Source organism: Acinetobacter pittii ANC 4050, from assembly GCF_000399685.1.
Taxonomy (GTDB): domain Bacteria; phylum Pseudomonadota; class Gammaproteobacteria; order Pseudomonadales; family Moraxellaceae; genus Acinetobacter; species Acinetobacter pittii_E.
On record NZ_KB976987.1, the window covers coordinates 934,345 to 949,478 of the forward strand.

Here is a 15,134-nt window from a genome sequence, read left to right on the forward strand (position 1 = left end):
CTTAAGTGCAACGGCTGCGGACAAATCTGGTAATGCTACCGCACCAAAAACAATAGTTGCACCAGACACTACAGCACCTTCAAGTCTGACTGCAACGATTGATACTGCAGGTAAAGTGGTTGCAGGTGTAACTGAAGCGAATGCTGTTGTAACAGTTAAGAATGCTGTAGGAACTGTCGTTGGTACAGGTACTGCAGATGCCACAGGTAAATACTCGATTACCCTAGATAAGGCTTATGTAAATGGTGAAAGCTTAAGTGCAATGGCTGCGGACAAATCTGGTAATGCTACAGCGCCGAAAACCATTGTTGCACCAGATACCACGGCACCTTCAAGCTTAACTGCAACGATTGATACAGCAGGTAAAGTGGTTACGGGTGTGACCGAAGCGAATGCTGTTGTAACAATTAAAAATACTGCAGGAACCATAATCGGTACAGCTACTGCTGATTCCACAGGTAAATATTCAGTTACCCTAGATAAAGCATATTTAAATGGAGAAAGCTTAAGTGCTACAGCATCAGATCAATCTGGTAATGCTACAGCGCCGAAAACCATTAATGCACTGGATACCACGGCACCATCAAGTTTAACTGCAATTATAGATGCTGCAGGTAAAGTGGTTGCGGGTGTGACCGAAGTAGGTGCAAGAGTGACAGTAGAACAAGTAACTGCTATTTATAAAGAAGTAACTGTTTTAGAAACCCAATCTGTTTTGAATGAGACAGTACAGTCAAATTATTTATCGAAAACATATTCTTTCGAAGTTACAGGTACAAATGCACATGTTTCTTTAAATTTGAGCTCTTCGACTAATTCACTTTCTGGTAGTTATAGCTCAACTCTTTCTGGTGCGAGTTTAAATACAAGTCTAACTGGTAGTATCTCTCAAGCTGGAAACGGAAATTACAGTATTGATCTAGCACAAGGTTCAGTATTAGCATCTGGAACCTATACTTTGACAGTAAATTATTCTAGTTCAATGGTCCCCGTTATAAATGTAAATGTAACGCAAGAAGTGCCAAAAACTATTTTAGAAGTAGACTATTACGAAACAAAAGTTGTAGGCACAGCTAATGCAGATGAGGCAGGAAATTATTCTATTACTCTTGATAAAGCTTACTTAAATGGCGAAAGCTTAAGCGTAACGGCAGCAGATCAATCGGATAATAAAACTGAAGCGAAAGAGGTTATTGCACCAGATAGTACGCCACCAATTTTGCATCAACCAACTATTCAAGGTGGATGGGCTGAAGGGCAATCAGTACAAGGTACAACTGAAGCAAATGCCACAATAATTGTTAAAAATACTGCAGGTGATGTAATCGGTTCGGCAATAGCTGATGCATCTGGGTATTACAATGTAATTTTGAATATAGTTTACGAAGATGGTGAAGTATTAAAAGTAATTGCTGCGGATGCTAAAGGTAATGAAAGTTCAATTAATATAAATGCACCCGATACTACGGCACCTATATTGGCTAATTTGTTTAATTATAATGTGAGTACAGATAAAATTATTTTTAATGCGCCAAGTGATAGTTATGCTGTTGAGCAAAAAATTAATGGTGCTTGGGTTCACGTAAATATTGAGGAAAAATTCGATTGGTTAAATGTAGAATATAGGGTAACTGCTACAGATCAAGCTGGGAATAGTTCTCAACCACTAACTACTATAATTAATACTGTATCAGGAACTTACAAGCCAACAGACCCTACATTTACTCAAATTATTAAAGGATCTACAGGAAATGACTATCTATATGGTGGTAGTGGCGATGACACATTAATATCGAATACGGGTTCTGATCATTTATACGGTGGTTCAGGGAATGATACACTCATTTATGGTGGCAATTCCGCGAATGTATATACAGGATTAATTGGTGAAGCTGGTAATGATACCTATATTGTAGATAAAGCATTACTAGGGTCATTAAGTTATGTTCATATCCTAGATAATAACAATGAACAAAATATACTTTATTTAAAATCAGTTTCAGCTGATGAAATTATTTTAAAACAGGCTAGTGCGGATAGAGTTATTACGTTCAATGATTCAACTGCCAGCATTCATTTTGGTGAGGGACAATTATCATCTATTATATTTGACGATGGAACTGTTTGGAATAAAACTCAAATTGAACAACATATTGCCGAACCTGTATTTGGCACAACTGGTAACGATGTAATCGAGACAAACATATCAAATCAAACTTACTCTTATATTCTAGGAGATGGCGCAGATACAGTGGTTTTTAATATTCTCGATAATACAGATAATTTAGGTGGAAATGCTAAGAGTGAGTGGACTGATTTTAATCTCGTAGAGGATGATAAAATTGATTTGTCTCAATTGCTTATAAATGAAAGTGGAAATCTTCAAGATTATATTTCGGTAAAAGATACTGAGGCGGGGCTAATTATTTCAGTTGATAGAGATGGGGCTAGTCATTCTACGTATCATTCGCAAGAATTAATTTTGCTTACTGGTAAGCATGATACCTTAGAGAACTTAATAGTTTCAAATACCTTTATTTATTAAGTTTTTTAATAATAGACTAAAAAAAGAGACCAATTAATGGTCTCTTTTTTAACTTCCAACAATCCGCTTCTCAAGCATCTCCATAAAAGTTTTTAAAATAATATTGTGGTTTTTGCCTTTATGAGTAATTAAGCAAATGGGTGTGCTGTAATACATTTTTTCCTTTGAAACGGCTTGCATAAAACCATCTTCAACCCATTTTTTTGCATAGTGGTCGGGTAAAAAACCTAAGAATTTTCCCGTTAAAATCAGAAAGGCAATTCCTTCACGGTCGCTTGCTGTCGCTTTGCAGTCTAAAAGCTGGTGCAACTTTGCCGCTTCCGATGTAATCGCATAATTAGGGAGTACAGCTTGCCATTTTTTTAATTCATCTAAATCCATCTTGCTACATTTGCCAAACAAGGGATGGTTTTTGCCGCAATATAAAAACGAACTTTCACTATATAAATCAAAATAGTCCAAACCGGACAAAGGCGTAACAAGGGGAATAACGCCTGCATGCAAACGGTTATCGAGCACACGGCACTCAATATCTGACAGAGTACTCATACTAATGTTAATAATTACTTCAGAATGTTCTTCGGCGAGTTGTGTCAACGTGTTGGTGATATAGCCTCTTGGCATCGTTACAAGGTTATTAATAATCCCGATATTAAACTCACCCTTAAGGCGGTTGTGCATTTGATTAACTTTAGAGCGAAAATCTTCGATAGAAGCAGTGAGAACTTCGATATATTCTAAAATTTCCCGTCCTTCATCGGTAAGGGCAAAGCCAGCGCGACCACGTTGGCATAGCCGAATGCCCAATCGATTTTCTAAATCACTCATATGCAAACTAATTGCAGAGCGGCTAATACCAAGAATGCTTTCGGCAGATGTAAAGCTATGACAGTCACAAACTGTTTTGAAAATTTTAAGAAGTTTTATATCAAAATCAGTAACTTGATTTAATTTTTTCGGTTTCATTTAGTTTTGTTTTTTTAAATCTAAACTCAAGATAATTTGAATTTATCAAACTTATCACCCTATGTACACTCAAACCATAATTTGAAAATAAACAGGAATGGTTATGTTTGATACGGATAAATTCAGCGACTCTGAGCATACTTCGGAAGCGATTCAAGCCAATAATAATATGCATATAAATTATCAGGCACACTGGATGCCTTTCTCTGCAAATCGAAACTTTGCTAAAGACCCGCGCATGATTGTGGGCGCAAAAGGATCGTACCTGATTGATGATTCCGGCCGAGAAATTTATGACTCACTTTCAGGGCTATGGACTTGTGGTGCAGGTCATACCTTGCCTGAAATTCAGCAAGCGGTAAGTGCTCAGTTAGGTCAACTCGACTACTCACCAGCTTTTCAGTTCGGCCATCCGTTGTCTTTTAAACTGGCAGATAAAATTGTTCAGCATATGCCTGAAAAACTACAACACGTTTTCTTTACCAACTCAGGTTCAGAGTCGGCAGATACATCTATTAAAATGGCACGTGCATATTGGCGTATTAAAGGTAAACCAAGTAAAACCAAATTGATTGGCCGTGCCCGTGGCTATCATGGTGTAAATGTTGCAGGAACAAGTCTAGGTGGTATTGGCGGCAACCGTAAAATGTTTGGTCAACTGATGGATGTAGACCATTTGCCGCATACCTTGCAGACAAATTTAACATTTACCAAAGGCTGTGCAGAAACAGGTGGCGTAGAGCTTGCTAATGAAATGCTTAAGTTAATTGAGCTACACGATGCTTCAAATATTGCCGCCGTGATTATTGAACCTATTTCCGGATCAGCAGGTTGTATTGTACCGCCAACTGGCTATTTACAGCGTTTAAGAGAAATCTGTGATCAGCATGACATCTTGTTAATTTTTGATGAGGTAATTACAGGTTTTGGCCGTTTAGGAACGTGGACGGCAGCAGAGTATTTTGGGGTTACGCCTGATATTTTGAACTTTGCGAAACAAGTAACCAATGGTGCCATTCCTTTAGGTGGGGTGGTGGCAAGCCATGAAATTTACTCTGCCTTTATGCAGCAAGACTTACCGGAACATGCCATTGAATTTACCCACGGCTATACCTATTCGGCACATCCTGTTGCTTGTGCTGCCGCCTTAGCTGCGCTTGAAATTTTAGAAAAGAAAAACCTATTCGCTCAATCTGCAGCGTTGGCACCAAGTTTTGAAAAAATGCTACATGGCTTAAAAGGTGCACCGCACATTTTAGATATTCGTAACTGTGGTTTGATTGGCGCCCTACAGTTGGCTCCGCGTGATGGTGATGCCACCATTCGAGGCTTCGAGCTTGGTATGAAACTTTGGAAAGAAGGATTCTATGTTCGCTTTGGAGGCGACACCCTTCAGTTCGGGCCAATGTTCAACAGCACTGAGGCTGATATTGACCGCTTAATGAATGCTGTGGGTGATGCACTGCACCAAGTGAATTAAGGCTTATAGATATTTATGAGCATCGGTAGGTTCTATAGATGCTCTTTAAAAACCAAATCAAAAATACAGATTGATCTGAAAACCAATTGTAGTAAGGAGTAACAACAATGACAAATGGCCTAGAAAATTTTAGCTATGACGAAGTTTCAACTGAAAATAGTACGCATAGTGAACAAGCCAAAAAAGTGCTAGGGCATTTCATTCAAGGAAGAATTGTATCTAAAACGGCAAGAAGACAGCCAGTTTACAATCCTGCGACGGGTGAAATTAGTAAAGAAGTCGAAATTGCAGATGCTCAAACGGTAAATGAAGCCGTTCAGGCAGCCGAGCAAGCATTTCCTGCATGGCGAGATACGCCTGTCATTAAACGTGCACGTGTCATGTTTAAGTTCAAACAATTATTAGAACAAAATGCCGAAAAGATTTGTGCTTTGATTGGACAAGAGCACGGTAAAATTTCTCATGATGCTCAAGGTGAACTTCAACGCGGTATTGAAAACGTTGAATATGCTTGCGGCGCGCCAGAGCTTTTAAAAGGGGAATATTCAAAAAATGTCGGCCCTGATATCGATTCATGGAGCGAGTTCCAACCACTAGGTGTTGTGGCTGGTATTACACCATTTAACTTCCCAGCCATGGTGGCGTTGTGGATGTTCCCAATGGCCTTAGTCTGCGGTAACTGCTTTATTCTAAAACCTTCTGAAAAAGCACCTTCTGTGGTTTTATACCTTGCAGAACTATTAAAACAGGCAGGTTTACCCGACGGCGTATTTAATGTGGTGAATGGGGATAAAGAAGCGGTAGATGCCTTATTGCATCATCCGCGCATTCAGGCAGTCAGCTTTGTGGGGTCAACACCAATTGCTGAATATATTTACCGTACAGCAACTTCAACGGGTAAACGTTGCCAAGCATTAGGCGGTGCGAAAAACCACGCGATTATTATGCCGGATGCCGACATTGATAACGTAGTAACTTCATTGCTAGGCGCAGCGTTTGGTTCTTCAGGCGAGCGTTGTATGGCACTTTCGGTTGCGGTTGCTATTGGAGATGAAGTTGCCGATGTCGTGATTGATAAGCTGACTCAAGAAATGAAAAAATTGAAGTTCGGCAATTATGCAGATGCAAGCAACGACTTTGGTCCACTCATTACCCAAGCACATAAAGACAAAGTGCAGGCTTATATTCAAAGTGCAGAACAACAAGGCGCAAAAATTGTGGTAGATGGCCGTGATGCAAAACCGGCAGGCTACGAAAAAGGTTTCTTTGTTGGGCCTACTTTAATTGACCAAGTCACACCAGCTATGACCAGTTACCAACAAGAGATTTTTGGACCTGTACTGCAAGTTATGCGTGTAAATACTATGCAAGAAGCCATGCAACTGATTAATGACCATGAATATGGCAACGGTACTTGCATTTATACCCGTGACGGTGAGGCAGCACGCTATTTTAGCAGTCACATTCAAGTCGGTATGGTGGGTATTAATGTTCCTTTACCTGTGCCTGTTGCTTACCATAGCTTTGGTGGTTGGAAACGTTCATTGTTTGGTGATTTACATGCGTATGGTCCAGATGGTGTCCGTTTTTACACACGCCGTAAAACCATTACGCAACGCTGGCCATCTGCGCAAGTCCGTGAAGCAAAACAATTTTCAATGCCAACTCTAAATTAATTATTGCAATAAGGGGAAGACATTAGTTTTCCCTTTTTCATTACCGTAGGATTTTCAAACATGTAATAGATTTTTATATGGATATATTTTTAAGGATTGAAATATGAATAATGATAGAACAAAAAAATTAGGCGAAGGACTTTCAAATCGCCATATCACAATGATTAGTATTGGCGGTGTTATTGGCGCAGGTTTATTTGTCGGTTCATCTTCTGCCATTGCCAAGGCAGGCCCAGCGGTTATTCTCGCTTATTTAATTACCAGTATTATGGTATTTCTGGTGATGCGAATGTTGGGTGAAATGGCCGTTTTAGAGCCGGACACTGGTTCATTTTCTACTTATGCCCGTAAAGCAATTGGCCCGTGGGCAGGTTTCACAATAGGTTGGTTATATTGGTGGTTTTGGGTGCTCGCAATTCCGGTAGAAGCTATTGCAGGTGCTGAAATTTTACATTCATGGTTTCCGAACGTTTCTGTTTCTATCTACGCATTTTGTTTTATTGTATTTCTAAGCTTAGCTAATTTTTTTAGTACCAAAAGTTTTGGTGAGTTTGAGTTCTGGTTTTCCTTAGTCAAAGTGGTAGCCATTATTGGCTTCATTATTATTGGTATTTTAGCAATTTCAGGTTTTTGGCCATTAGCTAAAAATGTAAGTGGGGTTGCCAATTTATACAATAATGCCGGTTTTATGCCACACGGTATGGGAGGAATTTTATCGGCAATTTTAATTACTGCATTCTCATTTTTTGGCGTAGAAATTGTCTCGATTGCAGCAGCAGAGTCATCAAACCCTAAACAGAAAATTAGACGGGCAACGAACCTCGTGTTGTACCGCATTATTCTTTTCTTTGTGGTCTCAATGTTTATTGCCGTTTCACTTGTTGATTGGCGTTCGCCAGACCTACAAAAATACGGAACATTCCAATACGTTTTAATGAGCTTGAACGTACCAGGTACTAAACTCATCATTGATACAGTCGTGTTCATTGCTGTGGCAAGTTGTATGAATGCCGCAATTTATACATCATCTCGAATGTTATTCCGTTTGGGTACCCGTAGTGAAGCACCTCAAGCAGTAACTAAAGTCAATTATGCAGGCGTACCTGCAATTGCGGTGTTCTCTTCAACTTTTATTGGTTTGATTTGTTGTATTATCAATTACGTATTCCCGGGAAAAGTATTTGGTTTATTGCTCTCAAGTACAGGGTCAATTGCTTTGCTTGTGTATTTAGTCATTGCATTCTCTCAACTGCGTTTACGACATAAACTGGAAGCTGCAGGAGCGGAAATTCCATTTAAAATGTGGCTATTTCCATGGCTCACTTGGTTTGTGATTATTATTATTCTAAGTGTATTGGCTTATATGTTCTTCTCGCCAGCATACAGTTATGAAACCACTTTATCTTTAGGGGTAACTTCGCTTGTGATTGTTTGTGGGTTGTTCGTCACGCGAAAGCGTAAAGCAACCAGAGCGGTTGCCATGAATCTAGATTAAATTAAAAAAGAGACCGTAAATGGTCTCTTTTTTCTCGCATGTCCCAAGATTTAAACGATCTATTTTTGAGTCGTATCAATAGATACTAAAACGGATAAGCCGGGACGCAATAATTTAACGTCTTTTTGATTTTCAATAAGCTTGATTCGTAAAGGAAGACGCTGAACAATCTTGGTAAAATTACCAGTCGCATTGGTTGCAGAGATTGGAGAGAAAAATGCACCAGTTGATGGTGAAAAACTATCTACCACACCTTTTAATTCTACGTTATAAGCATCTACATAGACAGTAACAGGTTGTCCGATTTTAATTTGCTTTAACTCAATTTCACGGAAGTTTGCTTCTACATAAACTTGATCTAGCGGTACAATCACCATTAAGGGATTCCCGGCACCTACAAAGTTGCCCACGTTTGCAGATTTTTGACCAATCATGCCATCAATAGGGGCACGAACTTCTGTATAGCTCAGATTCAGTTTAGCTTTATCAAGTGCTGCTTGAGCCTGTTTTAAAGCAGCTTGTTTGGCTTGTACCTGAATCTTGTATTGGTTGAGCTGATACTGTGCATCGATCACTTTTTCTTTACTGCTATCTAAGTCAGCATATTGTTCAGTCAATGTGGTTTTTGACTGTTGCGTAATCAATCTGGATTCAGCACCAAGTGCCTGCAATTGCTCATAACGCGCCGTATTGTCTTTGGTAAGTTTAATTCCGGCTTCTACTTTTCTAAGCTGTGCTTCAGTTTCTCTAATAACGGTCGGTTGTCTTTCTACCGCCAGCATTGCTTCATTTAAGTCTGCTTGTGCTTTTGCATAATTAGATTCAGCTTCAGCTAAAGCCGCCTGATAATCACGTGCATCAATCCGTGCCAAAAGCTGGCCTTTTTTTACGGTCTGGTGATCTTTAATATAAATTTCTTCAATATTACCTGACACTTTTGGCGCAATAGTTGAATACTCGACATCTACCCGCGCATCGTCAGTTTTAACAATGGAAGAAGGTAAAAATATAACTTTTAAAATCCATAAAATGGAAACTAGAACGATAATAAATGCAATAACCATAACCCAGTGTTTCTTAAGATCTTGCATCTTTGTTAACTTGGGTGACTCGGTCATGGAGTGATCTTGGGCTTCGAGAGTACTCATAAAGATTTTCCTGAGTTATGACTATTCATTAACTTAATGAGAGCAATGCGTGGTGGATAAGTTCTAACTGGCAAAATCAGCATAACGATAAATAAAATTGCAGTAAGTCCCGCTAAAATCAGATATTGATCACTAATGACTAAAACAGATTGCTGTGCCTGAATCGCAGAATTTAAGGCAGATAAACCACCGGAAACACGTTCGGTACCATCTGCACTCAGCACAGGCGGGGTAAGAGGATTAATAACAGGACCTTGAATATTTTGAAAAACATGTTGTGCAGTATTTTCAATCAGCCGTGTTGAATGGTATTCACCACGTACTCGATTGACCCAGTCTAAAAGGCACACACCAAGTACGCCGCTAATAGCACGCGGGGTGTTAATCATAGGTGAAGCATAGATTGCCATAGTTGGGTGGACACTATTTGTACCCATCATGAGGAGCGAAAGCACTACACAGGTTTGTCCTAAACATGAGATTGCATGCCAAAAATAGAATTGGTCTTGGTTCCAAGTCGTATCAAGTTGACTTGCACCTAAGCAGCCAACCATAACCAAAAGTAAACCAAATCCATGTACATATCGGCTATCAACCCAAGCTTGGTTCAAAACTTTAATAACAATCGGGATATAGATAAATTGTAATGCGGCAATTTGTAAGCCAATCCACATGGTTTGAGTAGGCTTATAACCATGCACGGCGCTTAAGTAATTAAGGGGTAATGTACTGGTTGACATACCAATAACCACAAAGCAGAACAACGCAATAACAGCATAACCAAAATTTCGTATTTCGAGCATTTGCGGTTTAATTAATGGTGTTGGATAGCGCCATTCATGTATTAAAAATAAAGGGAGGGTAATGGCACTCATTAAAGCCAAAACACAAATCAATTTTGAATGGAACCAGTCCAAATGATTGCCATGCAAAAGCATGGTACTAAGGCTTGCCAAACCAATAATGGCTAGAATCGCGCCAGTCCAATCGTAAGTTTTTATTCTTGAGTAATTTAACGGATCTTGCGGAATACCGAAGTAAACTAACGCAGCACTTAAAGCACAAAAAGGGATGGTTTGGAAAAATATCATCTTCCAACCAATCACATCTAAATAAAAGGCAGCAAGCGCAGCGCTTAAGTTTGGGAAAAAAGTTGCTGTCAATGCATAGCAGGCCAAGCCCCATAGACGAATTTCAGGTCCTAGGAATCTAAGTGCACATGCCATTAATAAAGGAATAGTTAAACCATTGGCGAGTCCTTGCAAGCCCCGTAATAAATAAAATATTTCGATATTTGGGCTAAAAGGAATTAAAACGCTAGAGAAGAGGCAAAGTCCTATCGCAAAAAGAAGAACCCGACGCATGGAAAAAATAACGGCCCAACTGGTGGACAGGATCATCCCAATAATCATGGCACTAGCATAAATACTACTGACCCAATAACCGGAGTCGACACTAATACCCATCTCACCGCGAATATCGACCAAGGTAATGCTGCTAATTCGGTTATTAAATTCGACAGTCATGGCTGCAAAAATTGCACCTGCCAAACCGATGAGTGGTCGTATATTCATCTTTTACCTTAAATTTTAAAATGAGCTTAATGCTTATAGCGGTGATTAAGCTCAACTGTACCGATCGGTACTCTACTATCTTATTAAATTTACGTCAATTCTCGATTTTGAACTTTTCGATGAGTTACACTAAGAATGAAATTGCTAAATATGTTTGTAGGGTCGTATGTCTGATTGCACTAAAACGAATGAGAAAGATCAAAAAATTCTGGATGCAGCAACAAAGTTTTTTCTGATCCATGGTTTTAGTGGAACAACCACAGATATGATTCAAAAAGAAGCGGGCGTTTCAAAAGCGACCATGTATGGTTGTTTTAAAAATAAAGAAGCAATGTTTGCTGCGGTCATTGAACGCCAATGTACCAATATGCAAAAACAAATTATGTCGGTCGAGACAAAAGCCAAAAATTTACGTTCAGCCTTAACTGAAATTGGGAAAACTTATCTGTGCTTTATCTTATCGCATTCAGGTTTGGCTTTTTTTAGAGTCTGTATTGCAGAAGCTGTAAGGTTCCCGGAATTATCCGAAAAGTTCTTTGAAGTGGGACCACAACGTCTGGCAAATATTATTGCAGGTTATCTTGAAAAGTCGGTTAAACAAGGAGAAATTGAATTAACGTCTTCTTCGGAAGTCGCAGCAAATATATTTTTATCACTGTTAAGAAGTGATGCCCACCTAAAATGTTTGACTCATCCTGATTATTTAATCTCAGCTGATGAAATTAGTACTTGGGTTGAATACGCTGTTGATTTATTTTTAAAAAATATTAATTACAAACTAGATTGATTTTAAGGAGCTTATACCTCCTTAAAAAACCTAAAGGTAGAAGTAAAAAGAGACCAACTTGTGGTCTCTTTTTATTCTTAGATCGCTTCTCTGGTCATCTCACCATTGACCAATCTTAAAATCTGCAACGGGTTGCTGTCTTTTAAGGCTTCCGGCAATAAATTTTGCGGATAGTTCTGGTAACACACAGGGCGCAAGTAACGGTCAATGGCCAAGGTTCCAACTGAAGTACCTCGTGCATCTGAAGTGGCTGGGTATGGCCCGCCGTGTACCATGGCATCACACACCTCAACACCTGTTGGGTAGCCGTTTATAAGTAATCGACCGGCTTTTTCCTCTAGCACAGGAACTACATCTGCAAACTCGGTTAAGTCAGCTTCATCGGCAATTAAAGTCGCAGTCAGTTGCCCATTCATGCTTTGTAGTGCCTGAATGAGTTGGGCTTTATCTTCAACTTCAATGATGACTGTGGTTGGCCCAAAGATTTCTTCTTGTAAAAGCTGATCACCCGCCAGTAAAAGCTCAACATCAGCTTTAAACAGTTGTGGCTGTGCCTGATTGCCTTGTTGAGTTTGACCTGCCAAGTGTTCAACGCCTTGATGCTGGGTTAAGTGCTCAAGACCAGCGGTATAACTTTTTAAGGTTCCGGCATTGAGCATAGTTTGCGCAGGCTTAGCCCCTATAATTTCAGTCAGGTTGTTAATGAGCTGACTAAATTCAGCTGATTTAATACCTAAAATTAAACCCGGATTGGTACAGAACTGACCACAGCCTAAAACCACTGAATCAGCCAAGTCCTGTGCAATTTTTTCCCCACGGTTTTTTAAGGCATCAGGCAACATCAACATCGGGTTAATACTGCTCATTTCAGCAAACACCGGAATCGGTTGTGGACGGGCTGCGGCCATGTCACATAAAGCCCGTCCACCACGTAGTGAACCTGTAAAACCCACAGCCTGAATTAAAGGGTGCTTAACTAGTGGTTCACCCACGCCATTACCGTAGATCATGTTAAATACACCTTTTGGCATATTTGATTTTTCTACCGCACACTCAATTGCCTGCGCTACAAAATCTGCTGTGGCCATGTGTCCACTATGGGCTTTCACCACTACAGAGCAACCTGCTGCCAGTGCCGAAGCAGTGTCACCACCCGCAGTTGAGAATGCTAAAGGAAAGTTACTTGCCCCAAAGACCGCAACAGGGCCAACACCGATTTTAATCTGACGCAGGTCTGGGCGAGGTAAAGGCTGGCGCTCAGGCAAAGCGGTATCAATACGGGCACCTAAAAAATCGCCACGGCGCAACACTTTAGCGAACAAGCGCATTTGCCCACTGGTACGGGCACGTTCACCTTGTAAGCGTGCAAGTGGCAAAGCGGTTTCCTGTGAGACAATTTCAAGAAAATCTGTACCCAAAGCATCGAGCTCATCAGCAATATTTTCTAGAAAAACAGCACGCTGTTCAGGAGACGTATGGCGGTAAGTCTTAAACGCTTGACTGGCTGCTTCACAGGCCTGATTAATCTCTTGCTCGGTTGCATGGTGAAATTCATAAGGCAAAGTTTCTCCTGTCGTAGCATGAATGCTTTTTAATAAGGTTGTACCTTGTGCGCTGCGTGAACCACCAATAAAGTTGTGTCCGATAATGGTCATAACAAATATCCTGAAATTAATGAGAGTGTCTTGGGAGGTTGTCTTGGTTTACGACTCGCATATATAAAGTTGCGGGTTCCAAACAACCACCAGTAGATAATTGACCTACCATGTTGCGATACATTTCTTGCCAAGGTGTTTGAGATGGAGATACCGTCGGTTTCCATTCACGGCGGCGTTGTTCTAACTCTTCGTCAGAAATGAGTACGTTGACTGAACGTTTATTTAAATCAATACGTAAACGGTCATTGGTTTTAAGTAAGGCTATCCCACCACCTACAGCCGCTTCGGGTGACATATTGAGAATAGATGGGCTGGCGGAAGTTCCACTTTGGCGACCATCTCCTAAGCAAGGCAGTGAATTAATCCCTTTTTTAATTAACTCTGCTGGTGGAGCCATATTGACGACTTCAGCACTGCCCGGATAACCCACCGTACCTGCGCCACGAATGACTAAAATACAATGTTCATCAATGTTTAAGGCAGGGTCATTGATACGTGCGTGATAGTCTTCGGGACCTTCAAAAACGATTGCACGTGCTTCGAAACTATTTTCATTGTTTGGATCTGATAAATAGGTTTTTTTAAATGCTTCGCCCACTACAGACATTTTCATAATGGCGCTGTCAAAGAAGTTGCCACTGAGCACAATGAAACCGGCACCATGTTTAAGAGGTTGTTCATAAGGGAAAATGACATCTGCATTTGAGGTTTTTGCATTTTTGGCAATTTCCCCAATTGTTTTACCGCTAACCGATGCACAATCTTCGTGTAATACACCAGCTTTTTGTAATTCGTGTAAAACGGCAGGAACACCACCCGCACGATGGAAACCTTCACCCAAATATTTACCCGCCGGCATACAGTTCACAATCAGCGGAATGTTTTCACCCACACGTTGCCAGTCTTCTAAACTCAGCTCAATACCCATATGACGGGCAATTGCAATGAGGTGAGGAGGACAGTTACTCGATGCACCTAAAGCTGAGGCTACTGCGATTGCATTTTCAAAAGATTGTTTGGTCATAATTTTAGAAGGACGTAAATCTTCTAAAACCATTTCACATATTCTTTTGCCGGTCATATAGGCCATTTGCCCACGTTCGCGGTAAGGAGCGGGAATACTTGCACATGTCGGTAAAGACATACCCAACGCTTCTGCCAAAGCATTCATGGAAAGTGCAGTGCCCATGGTGTTGCAATGCCCAACCGAAGGTGAAGCAGAAGTGGTCATTTCCATGAACCCTTCATAATCAATTTCACCAGTGGCAAGTAAGTTTCTTGCATGCCAAAGCACAGTGCCGGAACCAATTAACTCACCTTTAAAATGACCATCTAGCATTGGCCCACCAGACAACACAATTGCAGGTATATCTGTTGTGGCTGCTGCCATTAAACATGCAGGGGTAGTTTTGTCACAGCCAGTAGTCAGCACTACACCATCAAGCGGATAACCATGCAAGATTTCAACCAAACCTAAATAGGCCAAGTTGCGGTCAAGTGCAGCAGTTGGACGACGGGTTTGTTCTGCAATCGGGTGAACAGGGAATTCCATTGGAATACCACCCGCGTCTCGAATACCCGCTTTAACGCGTTCAGCAAGTTCTTTGTGATGACGGTTACATGGAGTCAAATCACTACCGGTTTGTGCTATTCCAATAATCGGGCGACCTGATTGTAACTCGGCACGGGTCAAACCATAGTTCATGTAACGCTCAACATATAAAGCGGTCATGTCGGCATGTTCAGGATCATCAAACCATTCTTGGCTACGTAAAAAAATCCGTTTATTTTGATCATTCATTTTT

The 15,134-nt window shown here is 40.5% G+C and carries 10 protein-coding genes; 5 read left to right on the plus strand and 5 right to left on the minus strand.

Going from position 1 to position 15,134, the window contains the following annotated elements; all coding sequences use genetic code 11:
* The coding region (locus tag F931_RS22455; RefSeq protein WP_016140935.1) for an Ig-like domain-containing protein at positions 1-2,545 on the plus strand (2,545 nt) is incomplete at its 5' end.
* 48 nt (positions 2,546-2,593) lie between these two features.
* Here the strand turns inward: F931_RS22455 and F931_RS08300 are convergent.
* On the minus strand, positions 2,594-3,511 hold the full coding sequence (locus F931_RS08300) for a LysR family transcriptional regulator (RefSeq protein ID WP_016140936.1): 918 nt from the start codon (positions 3,509-3,511) through the stop codon (positions 2,594-2,596).
* Positions 3,512-3,608: 97 nt separating this feature from the next.
* Here F931_RS08300 and aptA point away from each other — a divergent pair, with 97 nt between their 5' ends.
* The 3 genes from aptA to F931_RS08315 all read left to right on the plus strand — a co-directional run bounded on the left by aptA (position 3,609) and on the right by F931_RS08315 (position 8,162).
* Positions 3,609-4,991, plus strand: coding sequence for an omega-aminotransferase AptA (aptA, locus tag F931_RS08305; RefSeq protein ID WP_080649452.1), 1,383 nt, complete (start codon positions 3,609-3,611; stop codon positions 4,989-4,991).
* Between the two features lie 107 nt (positions 4,992-5,098).
* Entirely contained in the window at positions 5,099-6,667 is a 1,569-nt protein-coding gene (locus F931_RS08310) for a CoA-acylating methylmalonate-semialdehyde dehydrogenase (RefSeq protein ID WP_016140938.1), read from the plus strand.
* Between the two features lie 103 nt (positions 6,668-6,770).
* Positions 6,771-8,162 (plus strand): amino acid permease, encoded by a 1,392-nt coding sequence (locus F931_RS08315; protein ID WP_016140939.1) that lies wholly within the window; start codon positions 6,771-6,773, stop codon positions 8,160-8,162.
* Positions 8,163-8,221: 59 nt separating this feature from the next.
* Here F931_RS08315 and F931_RS08320 read toward each other — a convergent pair whose 3' ends face one another.
* Both F931_RS08320 and yhcA read right to left on the minus strand, forming a co-directional pair.
* On the minus strand, positions 8,222-9,310 hold the full coding sequence (locus F931_RS08320) for an HlyD family secretion protein (protein WP_016140940.1): 1,089 nt from the start codon (positions 9,308-9,310) through the stop codon (positions 8,222-8,224).
* Positions 9,307-10,884, minus strand: a complete 1,578-nt coding sequence (gene yhcA / locus F931_RS08325; RefSeq protein WP_001026286.1) for an MFS transporter — start codon at positions 10,882-10,884, stop codon at positions 9,307-9,309. Before yhcA ends, F931_RS08320 begins: the two co-directional genes overlap by 4 nt.
* Before the next feature lie 166 nt (positions 10,885-11,050).
* Here yhcA and F931_RS08330 point away from each other — a divergent pair, with 166 nt between their 5' ends.
* On the plus strand, positions 11,051-11,671 hold the full coding sequence (locus tag F931_RS08330) for a TetR/AcrR family transcriptional regulator (RefSeq protein ID WP_001278392.1): 621 nt from the start codon (positions 11,051-11,053) through the stop codon (positions 11,669-11,671).
* A gap of 77 nt (positions 11,672-11,748) precedes the next feature.
* On the opposite strand, the gene F931_RS08335 is transcribed toward F931_RS08330, so the two are convergent.
* Positions 11,749-13,326, minus strand: a complete 1,578-nt coding sequence (locus F931_RS08335) for an aldehyde dehydrogenase (NADP(+)) (RefSeq protein ID WP_016140941.1) — start codon at positions 13,324-13,326, stop codon at positions 11,749-11,751.
* 16 nt (positions 13,327-13,342) lie between these two features.
* Positions 13,343-15,130, minus strand: coding sequence for an IlvD/Edd family dehydratase (locus tag F931_RS08340; protein WP_016140942.1), 1,788 nt, complete (start codon positions 15,128-15,130; stop codon positions 13,343-13,345).
* Positions 15,131-15,134 lie beyond the last annotated feature (4 nt).